Below are 12,592 nucleotides of genomic sequence, written 5' to 3'. Positions count from 1 at the left end.
AAATAAACTTTGGGAGAAGAAATAAACGTTTCTTTCAATTAAAAATTAAGCGGTTTGCCTTCGTAAAAATCAAGCACTTTCATCTTGAAAATGAAATTGTATTTGCTGCGAATCAAGTCGGTTTCAGCTTTATTCAGGTTGTTTTTTGCCTGATTGTAGTCCACCGAATTGAGTGCGCCCACATTGAAACGCTGCTCTGTGGCACGGAATGATTCTTGGTAAGCCGTCACCTGATTTTGAGTTGTGGTAAACGTCTTTTGGGCAAGTTTGGCATCCAAATACGCCTGTTCGATGGTTTGGCGCAACGTATTTTTGGTGCTTTCTGCCGAATAACGCGCCGATTGACGACTAATCACGGCATTGGCTACATTGGTTTTGTTCTGTAAGTTACTGAAAATTGGGATATTCAGCGAAAAAGAAACACTTTCACGAAGGTTATTATCCAATTGCTTAAAGTACGCAAATTTTTCAGCGTGGCCGCCTCTCGTAACACTATACACAGGTACATTTGAACCGCTTACAGGGTCTTTCCAATACGCACCCGTCGGATATTCCACCAAAGAACCGTCGTAAACATAACGCTGCGCAATGCTCGAATAACTCGTATAAACACCCGCACTCAAGCTCAGGGAAGGCATATAACCACCTTTGGCAATGGAAATATTGCGTTCTGAGCTTTGAATACGCAATTCGGCAGCCTTGATTTGAGGTTGTGTTTTTTCGGCAGCTTCGTAGATTTGCTGTGCATTGCGCTGAAGTACAGACTCTTGCGGCGCATCTACGTTCGGAACTACAATGTCAATGGTTTCGGTCGCGGGCTTTTGAAGCAATTGCAACAAATTGAGCTTGGCCATATCCAATTGATTTTCGTAAGTCACTACATTTTGTTCATCGGCGGCCATTTGTGCTTTCAAATCCAGCAAATTGGTCATGGGCAAAGAACCTGCTTTTACGAGTTTTTCGGTGCGTTCTACTTGCGATTTGGAAGTGGCCAATTGCGTTTGGGCATTTTTCAAAAGTTCCTGCGAAAACAAAATTTGCGTATAAGCACTCACCACTTGCAAAGCAATCGTGTTTTTGTTGGTTTCAATATCCAACTCAGAAGCTTTGGTAGAAAGTTTGTTGCGCTCAATGGTGTTACGCGTCTGAAACCCACTGAACAAGTTCATGTTTACACCCAAATTGAAACTATTGGATTGAACCGTTTCATTTTGTACGACCGTGTTTGTAAATGGGTCAATCGAACGACCAATGTTATAACTATGCGAAGCCGAACCCGCCAACGACGGCAACATATTAGCCTTAGACTGCACCAAATTATTTTGGTTGGTTTCGGCTGTAAGTTCCGATTGTTTCACTTGCAAATTGTGTTGCAAGGCATAATCTACGCAGGCTTGTAGCGTCCACTTTTCGGGGTTGGCGGCGGGCGTTTGAGCAAAAGCTGAAAACGTGGCAGCCGACAAACAAATACTGAAGTACAGGGGTTTCAGGGTTTTCATTTTTTATGATAGATGATTTTGTCTAATGTTCAGAAGCCTTAGTCGAGGCCAATCAAGTACGTAATTTCTTTAATCCAAGCCAAAGAGCTAAGATATTGTAAAGTAAGTGGTCGGATGCCCGAATCCATTTCGATAAAATGGCAAGCCAAATCGTTGCGGCCTTTGCGCGAAACGGTCATCGTAGCAATGTTACAATCTTCTTGCGCCAAAATATCCGCTACAAAAGCGATAGCACCTTTTTTGTCTTCGGCGCGAATAATCAGCGTTTGCAATTGCGCCGAAAAATTAGCCGTAAAGCCATTGACTTGGGCTATATTAATGAGTCCACCGCCTCTGCTTTCACCTACCACTTCCACTTGCTTGCCGTCGGCGGCAGTGAGTTGCAACTTAATGGTGTTCGGGTGCATGGTCGAAGCATTCCCGATAGGCTTAAACTGATATTTCAAACCAGCTTCTTTGGCCAAATCAAGCGCATTTTTGATACGCACGTCGTCGGTGCGGAAGTCGAGCAAACCCGCCAAAATAGCGCGGTCGCTGCCGTGCCCTTCGTAAGTGCTGGCAAAAGAATTATAAAATGTAATCTGTGCCTCTACGGGCTGTGCGCCAAGTATATGACGTGCCACACGGCCAATGCGTACCACGCCTGCCGTATGCGAACTCGAAGGGCCAATCATTACTGGGCCAATCATGTCAAAAATGCTGCTTTTTTCTGGCATACAATCTTGTGTTAAAATATGGTGAATTATGGTGTAACGTATAACTCACAAATTTGAAGTAAATATCAGAAAAAGCCCAAAATGCGCACGGCTTTTATTGATTAAAGGAAATTTTAACTGAAAAGAGGCCTTTCTATATTGATAAATGAATTATATGGGTTTTCAGTGTTATAATTTTTTTTATTTTTTTTAAAACAAAAAAAATTACATTAAGTTGTACATATAGTTGTGCTATTATCTTTTTTTAGCGATTTTAGCCAAATGAAAAACGCGAACATCTCATTTTCTCCACTTTAATTAAAACAATACACACTCTAATCAGCTAGGTCATGATGAATCTTCGCAATTGGGTAATACCAGCCACATACGCTGTTATTGGCGTTTTCTGGATATATTTCTCAGACAACTTTATTTATAATTTTTTTGCTGAAGAGTCTGCAGAATTTATGCAAGCAGTACAAAGTATCAAAGGAATTAGTTATGTGCTAGTTACTTCTGTGGTGCTATATTTTTTTATCCACAAACACAATCAAGTAATAAAGACATCAGAAAAAGAATATCAGCAGCTTTTTGACAAGTTGCCTGTACCTCTATTTTTGTATGATGCCCAAACCCTAAAAATTTTGCACGTGAACAAGGTAGCCACAGAGCAATATGGCTACTCGGCACAAGAGTTGAAAAAAATGACGATCACGCAGATCCGCCCACCCGAGGACATCAATCTTTTACATAAACTAATTGATAATGATGCGCCCAAACGCGTCTCCAAAGATGGTGAAGTCAGGCACAAGCGTAAATCGGGTGAAGTGTTTTATGTGAAAGTACATTCCTTTGCTACTACTTTTAAGGAAAAGCAAGCGCGTTTGGTATTGGCCATCGACATCAACGAAAAAGTATTGGCACAAAACGAACTGAAAGAGCGTAACTTAGAAATTACACAGCGCAAAAACTATTTGCGTTCGCTCATTGATTCGAGTAGCAATTTTTTGGTAAGAACCAGCATGGACGGTCGTTGTACGTTTATCAATCAAGCCTTTCTTCAATTTATAGGTGAGCCTGAAGAATCAATCATTAACCAAAACATATTTGAGCTCATGAATGAGGCACAAGCCGTTTTGTGCAAAAAAAGCATTAGAGATGGGCTGCATGGTGGGCAAAAAATCATCAGTACATCATTGCTTCTGAACAAAACAAGATGGATTGATTGGGAAATCGCGCCAATTCTGAATGAATCCAATGAACGACACATCAAAGAACTGCAATGGGTAGGCCGCGACGTAACCGAAAAACATGAATATTTGCAAAGCCTCAAGGAATACAAAGAAAAATTGCAGGAGATTTTAAATTCTGTCAATGATTTGATTTGTTCGGTATGGTCTGACGACTTCTCCATTATCTATGTCAATGAGGCTAGTCGTGGTATTTGTGGCTATTCACCCCAAGATTTTTATGAGAATAGCGATCTGTTTTTTTCGGTGATTGCTCCCGAATATAAAGAACGTGTAGCCAATGTATTTTGGCAGTTGAATTATAGTGCTATCGAAACTTCTATTAATATCGAATTTGCGGTAATACATCGCGACGGCACACGTCGGCAATTGCTTACACGCGCCCAACTCAAACGCAACCACGAGCATAACCGCTTCCAAATTATTGCCACCATCACCGATATTACGGCACTCAAAGACGCGGAAAAACGGCTTACTGATATTGCCCACGAGCAATCGCACAGAGTACGCAATTCTGTTTCTTCTATCTTAGCTGTTTTTGAGTTATTCGAAGCAGAAAAAAATAATGCTATCCTTGAAGAACCAATGTTGGTGTACGTACACGACGAACTTACACGATTAGATAAAACTATCACAGACATAGTGAAGCGCACCGAAAACTTACAGCAGTACGGTAAACTGAACAAACCTTAATCGTGTTATTTGTCCGTTTGGCCTTATTGTACGCCTTTCTGCCTTTTTTTATGAACAAGGCAGCCACAAATTTGTATTATTACAGCCTAAATCATCAAACGTTGCCTTTTTATTTCTCAGATTTGTGGTATGTTAGTTATCAGGCTTATTTTTGAAAGTTTTGTTTTTGCGGTGCAAGCCCTCAAATCCAACTTATTGCGCACGATACTTTCGCTTTTGGGCGTAACCATCGGGATTTTTGCCATTATCGCTGTACTCACTTTAGTTGATTCGTTGGAAAAAAATATCCGCGACAGTATGTCCTTTTTGGGCGACAAAGTACTGTATGTACAAAAATGGCCTTGGTCTTTTGGCCCAGATTATCCGTGGTGGAAATACCTCAACAGACCCGTATCCAGCACCTCCGATTTTCGTTTTTTGGAAAAAAATCTCAAAGAACAAACCGCTATTGCCATGTTTGCTTCGCGCGGAAATCGTACCATTCGCAACGGCAGCAACAGTATGTCAAACGCGGCACTGATGGGTGTAACGTATGGCTACAATGGCATTTCGGAGGTTCCATTGGAGCAAGGCCGTTATTTTTCTCAGCAAGAAATTGATGCCAGCAAAAAAGTAATGATTATTGGCTATACCGTAGCCGACAATCTTTTCCCGATGCTCAATCCTGTTGGCCGCAAAATCAGCGTCAAAGGCCACAAATTCACGGTTATTGGCGTAATGAAAAAGCAAGGCGAAAACTTTTTGGGCGCACCCAGCAACGACTACAATTGCATTGTTCCGTACGGAGCTTTTACGCAACTCTTTGTGGTTGGAAGGTACGGCGCAGAGCCTGTCATCGGCATCAAAGGTTATGCTAATGACAAAGACCTCATGCGCTTAGAAGGCGAAGCACGCGGCCTCATGCGTGCCAAACGTGGCCTAAAACCTGCACAAGATGACAACTTCGCGGTCAATCGTCCCGAAATGATTGCAGGTGCTATTAGTTCTATTTTCAGCGTGCTAAGCTTGGCGGGGAGTATTATCGGTGGATTTTCGATTTTGGTGGGCGGCTTCGGTATCGCCAACATCATGTTTGTATCCGTAAAAGAACGAACCAACATCATTGGGATACAAAAATCTTTGGGTGCGAAAAATTACTTCATTTTATTTCAGTTTCTATTTGAAGCCATTTGTTTGAGTGTAATCGGCGGTTTGGCGGGGCTTTTCATCGTCTATTTGCTCACACTCATTCCCCAAGACATGATGGAGGTTTCCTTGTCGGCTGGCAACATTATACTTGGCTTGAGTATTTCTTCGATTATCGGCATAATCGCGGGGATTGTGCCAGCGTATTTGGCCTCACGCCTCGACCCTGTAGAGGCTATTCGCAGCAAATAATTTTTCTTGAATTATCTCCCAAAAGTGTTTTTGTTTGTAAGGCAAGCAAAAACACTTTTCTTTTTTATCCTGATGGAATATTCTTCTTTTTTTGGTGGCTATGGCCTCGACGTAGTGTTGCTTTTGGCGGCGTTTTCGTTGGTGGCGGGCTTTATTGATGCGGTGGTTGGCGGCGGCGGACTCGTCCAAATTCCGATTATGCTCATCAATTTGCCCAAAGAACCTTTGGCCACCATTTTCGGCACAAACAAAATTGCGGCACTGTCGGGCACGTCGCTGGCCGCGTATCGCTACGCCCAACGCATTCGGTTTGATTTGCGGCTGTTGGCTCTCGTGAGTTTTTGGGCATTTGCGGCTTCATTTGCTGGCGCAAAAATTGTCAGTCACTTGGACAGTGCCTCGCTCAAACCCCTGATTTTAGTTATCCTGATTCTGATTGCCATTTATACTTTTTTCAAAAAAGATTTGGGCGCAGTCCAAACCAAACACCTGACCACCTCGCGCCAAATGCTGTACGGTAGCGGTATTGGCTTAGTCGTGGGTTTTTACGACGGTTTTTTCGGGCCAGGCACGGGCAGTTTCTTGGTGCTGGGTTTTGTGGTAATACTTGGTTTTGAATTTGTTACAGCTTCAGCTTACGCCAAAATCATTAATTGCGTTACCAACTTTTCGGCCTTAGTCGTCTTTCTTTGGCAAGGCAATTTTATACTGGGGCTGGCGATAGCAATGGCCATTTTCAATGTTTTGGGCAATTGGTTGGGTAGCCGAATGGCTTTGCAGAAAGGCAACGGATTTGTGCGGGTCATGTTCCTGATTATCGTGGTGTTGATGATAGTTCGGTACAGTTATGATATTTTTGTGGCGTAAAACTTTACAGCTATGCGAAAACTTTTTGTAACAGCCATCGGCACAGATTCGGGCAAAACGTTAGCCAGTGCCATTCTTACCCAAAACCTACAAGCCGACTATTGGAAGCCCATCCAAGCAGGCACGCCCCGCGACACCGACCGCGTGCGCACGTTGGTCGATAATGCCCAAACGCAGTTTTGGCCAGAGGCTTATTTCTTGCAAATGCCTGCCTCGCCGCACAAAGCAGCCGCCAACGAAGACATTATCATTTCTTTAGACAACATACAATTGCCTGATACCCAAAACGATTTGGTGGTAGAAGGTGCAGGCGGTTTGCTCGTACCCCTCAACCGAAACGGCGATTTTGTCATAGACATTGCCGCGCGATTGCGTTTGCCCATCGTGCTGGTTTGCAATTTGTATTTGGGAAGCATCAACCATTCTTTGCTGTCCATCAACGAACTGAAACGCCGCAATTTGCCTGTGCTTGGCCTGATTTTCAATGGCGAACCAGACCCACAATCCGAAGACATTATTCTCAAACACGCGGGTTGGCCGTGCTTGTTGCGCATTTTGCCCGAACCCGAAATTACGCCTGAGGTGGTGGCACATTATGCCGCCCAAGTCCAATGGCCATAATTTTTATACAGAAATTATTTAGTGAATAAAACAAGAAAGATGACAGGCTTACAACATTTTTCTTAATCGTAAAACACTATTTATCAAAACATTAATCCGTAAATATTTTATCAATTCGTCTTTTTGAATAAATCTGTTAGGATTAAAATCTTGGTAGTAAAAACATAAATCGACTGCATTCTAATGCCGTAGGCGTGGCATCTTCAAGGCCATTGATGCCCACATCCCAAACAAATTTTACAACTGAATTGCTAAAAATTGAACAACACTTTTCCCCAAAACGTCATTGATTGGCTGCAAACCCTGCCACAAGCCCCGACTTTTGAGGCCATGCCCCAAAACCTCAGCCCCTGCCCTATCCTCTCACTGACCAAACATCTGCATTTGCATTTGGTGAGCTTGGCAGCTGCGCCGTATCCTGTGGCATTATTCGAACAAATTTCGGATACTTTTCAGGCCAAAGGCTTGCAAATCATTCATTTGTGGGAAGACGTTTGGCGGCGACAACAGCCTTTAGTTCAAGCCAGAATTTTAGGGCTTTTGGGCGAAAACAACCGCATTTATGCCCGCCTCACCTACACCAAACGCATTGATAACGAACAAACTAATTCATTCCTGAATCAATATCATAACCAGCAAACCACGCAAGCGCGGTACAAATACGGCCTTTTCGACAAACAAAATCACGCACTTTTGGCGGTGGCCACCTTCACTGCGCCGCGCGTGTTTCGCACCGAACCGAGTCTTTACAAATCCTCCGAACTGCTGCGTTACGCGAGTTTGCCCAACATTACGGTAGTGGGCGGCTTGAGCAAATTAATCAAAACTTTTGCCGACGAAGTGGACACGCAGGACATTATGAGTTACGCAGACCGCGACTGGTCGGTAGGCCGCAGTTACAGGCAATTGGGCTTTGAACAAGAAAAAAACGTTCCGCCCCAAATTTTTTGGGTAAATCCTGACACTTTCGAGCGGCACGCCCAAACCCATTTGGCGCGAAGCCTGCCACCCGACACCGACATCATCACAACGTTACAAACACAAGGACTCGTGCGCATCAGCAACGCGGGCAGCCTCAAATTTCGGCTTTTGTTATAAATGCCGCCAAACTGTATTTTTGCCCCATGAATAGCAGCAACCCAACGCCATTGATTACGATTTTGGGGCCGACGGCTTCGGGCAAAACCCGCCTTGCCGTTGCCGTAGCCCAACAACTCAACGGCGAGATTTTGAGTGCCGACTCCCGCCAAGTCTATCGCGGCATGGACATCGGAACGGGTAAAGATTTGGAAGAATACGGCCAAACCCCCTACCATCTCATCGACATTTGCGAGGCGGGCGAACGGTACAATATTTATCAATTTCAACTGGATTTTTGGGCGGCTTACGAACAAATACACACGCGCGGCCATCAGGCCATTATGTGCGGCGGCAGCGGCTTGTATCTCGATGCCGTGCTGAAGGGCTACAACCTCACGGCCATTCCCATCAACCCCACGCGCCGCGCCGAACTCTTACCACTCAGCACCGATACGTTACGGGATATTTTCTTGCAAAAAAATTCGCCCTTTGCGGCCAAAACCGATTTGGCTTCGCACAAACGCCTAATTCGCGCCATCGAAATAGCCGAATATGCCGCCAATCATACCGTCGATTTTCAAAACTTTCAGCCAATAAATTCTCTTATTTTCGGAATAGATTTGCCACGAGACCTGCGCCGCGAACGCATCGCCACACGCCTACACAAACGTCTTGACGCTGGCCTTATCGAAGAAGTCGAAACCCTGCTCACGCAAGGCGTAAGCCCCGAAACCCTCGTGTATTATGGTCTCGAATACAAATTTGTGATAGAATATTTGCAGCAAAAACAAAGCAAAGCGTATTTGACCGAACACCTAACCATTGCCATTCAGCAATTTGCCAAACGCCAAATGACATATTTCAGGAAAATGGAACGCGATGGCCTACACATTCATTGGATAGACGGGCAATTGCCTTTAGCCGAGCAATTGGAGCAGATAACCCGCCAAACGTAGAGACGCAAAGCATTGTGTCTCTAACCCATGGTTTGTGTCCTCACAAACCACATACTTGATATTAAAACCCGTAATTCCTGTTATCCTTTCCTCACCTTCTGTTAAAGTCCTCCCCTTGGGGAAGATTTAGATGGGGTTTTAATATATCATTCCTGCAATTCCTGTTATCCTTTCCTCACCTTCTGTTAAAGTCCTCCCCTTGGGGAAGATTTAGATGGGGTTTTAATATATCATTCCTGCAATTCCTGTTATCCTTTCCTCACCTTCTGTTAAAGTCCTCCCCTTGGGGAAGATTTAGATGGGGTTTTAATATATCATTCCTGCAATTCCTGTTATCCTTTCCTCACCTTCTGTTAAAGTCCTCCCCTTGGGGAAGATTTAGATGGGGTTTTAATATATCATTCCTGCAATTCCTGTTATCCTTTCCTCACCTTCTGTTAAAGTCCTCCCCTTGGGGAGGATTTAGGAGGGGTTTGAATATATCCTTCCCGCAATTCCTGTTATCCGACCTGCAACTTCTGTTATCCGACCTGCAACTTCTGTTATCCGACCTGCAACTTCTGTTATCCGACCTGCAACTTCTGTTAAAGTCCTCCCCTTGGAGAGGATTTAGGAGGGGTTTTAATAATATCCTTCCTACATCGTCTAAATTCTTTCAATAAAAAAAACCTATAAGACATTGATTGCCTTATAGGTTTTATATAAACGGATTAAAAAATCACGAATAATTATCTTACGACGGTTTGTTTGCGGTCTGCACCCGTCGAAATCAATTTCACAGGCACACCGATTTCTTTTTCAATAAATGCTACATAAGATTGTAGTGCTTCAGGCATTTGTTCGTATTGGCTCACGCCTTCCAACGACTGATTCCAGCCTTTGAGTGTGGTGTAAACGGGTTCGATGCTTTCGGCTTCGCCTTGTGTGTAAGGCATTTGTTGCGTAAGCGTGCCATCGGCCAAACGATAATGTGTACAAACGTCGATTTCCTCGAAAGTGTCCAACACGTCGGCTTTCATCATGAGCAATTGCGTAGCACCGTTAATCATGACGGCATAGCGCAACGCTGGCAAATCCAACCAACCACAACGGCGCGGACGGCCTGTCGTCGAACCAAATTCATGACCTTCTTTACGGATTTTCTCACCCGTCGCGTCGTGCAATTCTGTCGGGAATGGGCCACTGCCTACACGTGTGCTGTACGCTTTGAAAATCCCATACACTTCCCCGATGCGATGCGGCGCAACACCCAAGCCTGTGCAAGCACCTGCGGCCATCGTGCTGGACGAAGTTACGAACGGATACGACCCGAAATCAATATCTAGCAACGAACCTTGTGCCCCTTCGGCCAAAATGGTTTTGCCTTCGGCCAACCAGCCATTAATCAAGTATTCGGTATTGACCAACTTGAATGTTTTGAGAAATTCTACGGCCTCAAAGAAATGTTTTTCTTGCTCGGCAAGCTCAGCATACGCAAAGTTGAGGGCATCTAATTGGCTTTTGTGTTTGTCGGCCAACTGATTGTAACGCGCCTGAAAATCAGGCAACAAGATGTCTCCCACGCGTAGCCCTTGGCGTGCGTATTTGTCTTGATAAGTCGGACCAATACCTTTGAGCGTAGAACCAATTTTTTTCTCTCCTTTTTGGTTTTCGGAAGCCGCGTCGAGCAGACGATGCGTCGGCAAAATAAGTTGGGCTTTGAGCGAAACGTACAAGTTGCTGTGCGCGTCCGTACCTTTTTGTTGCAAGCCCACGATTTCCTTTTGGAAAATAATCGGGTCAAGCACAACACCGTTACCAATTACATTGGCGATTTGCGAGTGAAATATGCCCGAAGGAATTTGATGCAAAACGTGCTTTGCGCCATCGAACACGAGCGTATGCCCAGCATTAGGGCCACCCTGAAAACGTGCTACCACATCATAACGGGGCGCAATAAAATCTACGATTTTACCTTTGCCTTCATCGCCCCATTGTAAACCTAATAGAATATCAACCGCCATTGCTTATGTGAAAAAAGTTGGGAAAAGATTTGATTTCTCAATCGAAGCCCAAAAGTAAGCGCGTTTTCGGATAAAAGCAGTTTAATTTTCGGAAAATCGCTTAAAAAATACTGTAAGATCGCGGAAAATATAGCCAACGGCCATCAACACGCACCCAAAACTGAGGCAAAACACCCATTTTGTCGTTTTTATCGCGGATTTGTTCTATTTACGTTTTTTGCGGCTACTGAACAGTGAAAAAATGCCTCCCGCTTTTTTGGGTTTGCTTGGCTTGCTAAAAAACGAATAACTCCGACTACTGGACGAACTTGACGATTTTGGTTTACTACTGCTCGACGAAAGCGAATAACTCCGACTACGATACGAACTTGAATTCGGTTTGGTTTTGGGTTTAGGCGACAACACATAAGTACGGCTGCTATAACTTGGCTCTTCCTCGTGGCTCATCGCATAACTTTCAGTGTTATTTTTTAGAGGTTTAACACTTTTGATTTTACGCTTTTTGCGTTTCTTGATTTTAAATTTACGCCCATTTTTCCAGTGAGTTTCTTCGTAATAATAGTAGTCCGAATTAGCATAAAAACCTGCCCCTGAAGTTCTACCCAAATTACTCGGCATAGGCATTATGGCGGTTGTATCTTCTGCCACTTTCATTTTATTTGAAGCTACTGTATCCGTAGCAACGGCGGTTGTATTGGCCGTTATTGGTTCGTAGTCTTCGACTAACACCAAGCACAACAAAATAAACCAAACCAAAAATATGAAGGTATATAAACAACCCTTGCCTTTGGGTTTGGTAGTAGCATTGTTATTCATTTTCTATAAAAGTGAAGGTTCAAAATAAATTAGTGCCGTCGTCTATGAGACCTGTGGTGATGATGATAGTGATGACTTCGGTGGTGGTGGTGGTGGCTGCTGTGATGGTGGTGATAACGTCGGGGACTATGACTTCTGCTGGTTGTATCATAATTGGATTTATTGGTATCAACTGTATCTGGTGGGCTAGATTTAAAAAAAGGCAATGACGAAAAAACTTTAAAAACAATTATGTATATAATAATCGTTACTGGGATTACAAGAATGGCAGGAGCATCACGTTTAGGCTTTGATGGGTCATTATTAAAGAAAAAAGGAAATTTGGGGAAATTATCCATCATCAAATAAAGTTTGGGGTTAAATATAAAAACTGACGACTCAAACATAAAAAAATAATCTTATTTATAAGCCAAACCTTTATGTAGATTCTCGGTTTGCCGCCAATGTTTTTCTACAAAGATTATAATCCTAACGGATTTGTACCAAATGCACCGCGCCAAAGCCTTTAGGCTTGGTAGTAGGGAACAAATTAAAATCAACACCGCCGCCCGTGGCTTGTGTCCGCACAAGACACCAAAAGAAACGGCCTGTGAAGACACAGGCCATGGTTTAAAATGCAAGAAGATACCACACCTACTGCGTTAGAAACGGCGGCCAATGTTTTTCTACAAAGATTATAATCCTAACGGATTTGTATCAAATGCACTGTGCCAAAGCCTTTAGGCTTGGTATATT

General features: G+C 43.7%; 12 protein-coding genes. 7 read left to right on the top strand and 5 right to left on the bottom strand.

Annotation, left to right across the window (positions count from 1 at the left end):
* Window positions 1–38: 38 nt before the first annotated feature.
* Both BM090_RS15915 and sdaAB read right to left on the bottom strand, forming a co-directional pair.
* Complete coding sequence (locus BM090_RS15915; RefSeq protein ID WP_091515770.1) at window positions 39–1,499, bottom strand: TolC family protein; 1,461 nt, start codon at window positions 1,497–1,499, stop codon at window positions 39–41.
* A 38-nt stretch (window positions 1,500–1,537) separates the two neighbouring features.
* On the bottom strand, window positions 1,538–2,215 hold the full coding sequence (gene sdaAB, locus BM090_RS15910) for an L-serine ammonia-lyase, iron-sulfur-dependent subunit beta (RefSeq protein WP_091515767.1): 678 nt from the start codon (window positions 2,213–2,215) through the stop codon (window positions 1,538–1,540).
* A 446-nt stretch (window positions 2,216–2,661) separates the two neighbouring features.
* On the opposite strand from sdaAB, the gene BM090_RS15905 reads away from it, so the two are divergent.
* The 6 genes from BM090_RS15905 (at window position 2,662) to miaA (ending at window position 9,038) form a co-directional block, all read left to right on the top strand.
* Entirely contained in the window at window positions 2,662–4,137 is a 1,476-nt protein-coding gene (locus BM090_RS15905; protein WP_177199974.1) for a PAS domain-containing protein, read from the top strand.
* Window positions 4,138–4,266: 129 nt separating this feature from the next.
* Complete coding sequence (locus BM090_RS15900) at window positions 4,267–5,514, top strand: ABC transporter permease (RefSeq protein ID WP_091515760.1); 1,248 nt, start codon at window positions 4,267–4,269, stop codon at window positions 5,512–5,514.
* Between the two features lie 72 nt (window positions 5,515–5,586).
* The gene (locus BM090_RS15895) at window positions 5,587–6,381 is read left to right on the top strand and encodes a sulfite exporter TauE/SafE family protein (protein WP_091515756.1); all 795 of its coding nucleotides are present in this window, start codon (window positions 5,587–5,589) and stop codon (window positions 6,379–6,381) included.
* Between the two features lie 12 nt (window positions 6,382–6,393).
* Window positions 6,394–7,002 (top strand): dethiobiotin synthase, encoded by a 609-nt coding sequence (gene bioD / locus BM090_RS15890; RefSeq protein WP_091515753.1) that lies wholly within the window; start codon window positions 6,394–6,396, stop codon window positions 7,000–7,002.
* A 258-nt stretch (window positions 7,003–7,260) separates the two neighbouring features.
* A complete protein-coding gene (locus BM090_RS15885) occupies window positions 7,261–8,100 on the top strand; it encodes a hypothetical protein (RefSeq protein WP_091515750.1) in 840 nt (279 codons plus the stop codon).
* 26 nt (window positions 8,101–8,126) lie between these two features.
* The gene (miaA, locus tag BM090_RS15880) at window positions 8,127–9,038 is read left to right on the top strand and encodes a tRNA (adenosine(37)-N6)-dimethylallyltransferase MiaA (RefSeq protein WP_091515747.1); all 912 of its coding nucleotides are present in this window, start codon (window positions 8,127–8,129) and stop codon (window positions 9,036–9,038) included.
* 728 nt (window positions 9,039–9,766) lie between these two features.
* Here miaA and BM090_RS15875 read toward each other — a convergent pair.
* Complete coding sequence (locus BM090_RS15875; protein ID WP_091515744.1) at window positions 9,767–11,041, bottom strand: adenylosuccinate synthase; 1,275 nt, start codon at window positions 11,039–11,041, stop codon at window positions 9,767–9,769.
* 204 nt (window positions 11,042–11,245) lie between these two features.
* A complete protein-coding gene (locus tag BM090_RS15870; RefSeq protein ID WP_091515742.1) occupies window positions 11,246–11,857 on the bottom strand; it encodes a hypothetical protein in 612 nt (203 codons plus the stop codon).
* Window positions 11,858–11,868: 11 nt separating this feature from the next.
* Here BM090_RS15870 and BM090_RS15865 point away from each other — a divergent pair, with 11 nt between their 5' ends.
* On the top strand, window positions 11,869–12,066 hold the full coding sequence (locus BM090_RS15865; RefSeq protein ID WP_091515739.1) for a hypothetical protein: 198 nt from the start codon (window positions 11,869–11,871) through the stop codon (window positions 12,064–12,066).
* Window positions 12,067–12,325: 259 nt separating this feature from the next.
* Here BM090_RS15865 and BM090_RS18490 read toward each other — a convergent pair whose 3' ends face one another.
* Window positions 12,326–12,463 (bottom strand): hypothetical protein, encoded by a 138-nt coding sequence (locus tag BM090_RS18490; RefSeq protein ID WP_177199973.1) that lies wholly within the window; start codon window positions 12,461–12,463, stop codon window positions 12,326–12,328.
* Window positions 12,464–12,592 lie beyond the last annotated feature (129 nt).

Source organism: Flexibacter flexilis DSM 6793 (assembly GCF_900112255.1).
Classification (GTDB): domain Bacteria; phylum Bacteroidota; class Bacteroidia; order Cytophagales; family Flexibacteraceae; genus Flexibacter; species Flexibacter flexilis.
Note: the sequence above shows the minus strand (reverse complement) of the source record. Positions and strands in the feature narration are given on the sequence as shown.

Coding starts and splice junctions, on each gene's coding strand:
- BM090_RS15915 (WP_091515770.1), bottom strand. CDS start 1,499: ATGAAAACCCTGAAACCCCTGTACTTCAGTATTTGTTTGTCGGCTGCC.
- sdaAB (WP_091515767.1), bottom strand. CDS start 2,215: ATGCCAGAAAAAAGCAGCATTTTTGACATGATTGGCCCAGTAATGATT.
- BM090_RS15905 (WP_177199974.1), top strand. CDS start 2,662: ATGCAAGCAGTACAAAGTATCAAAGGAATTAGTTATGTGCTAGTTACT.
- BM090_RS15900 (WP_091515760.1), top strand. CDS start 4,267: ATGTTAGTTATCAGGCTTATTTTTGAAAGTTTTGTTTTTGCGGTGCAA.
- BM090_RS15895 (WP_091515756.1), top strand. CDS start 5,587: ATGGAATATTCTTCTTTTTTTGGTGGCTATGGCCTCGACGTAGTGTTG.
- bioD (WP_091515753.1), top strand. CDS start 6,394: ATGCGAAAACTTTTTGTAACAGCCATCGGCACAGATTCGGGCAAAACG.
- miaA (WP_091515747.1), top strand. CDS start 8,127: ATGAATAGCAGCAACCCAACGCCATTGATTACGATTTTGGGGCCGACG.
- BM090_RS15875 (WP_091515744.1), bottom strand. CDS start 11,041: ATGGCGGTTGATATTCTATTAGGTTTACAATGGGGCGATGAAGGCAAA.
- BM090_RS15870 (WP_091515742.1), bottom strand. CDS start 11,857: ATGAATAACAATGCTACTACCAAACCCAAAGGCAAGGGTTGTTTATAT.
- BM090_RS18490 (WP_177199973.1), bottom strand. CDS start 12,463: ATGGCCTGTGTCTTCACAGGCCGTTTCTTTTGGTGTCTTGTGCGGACA.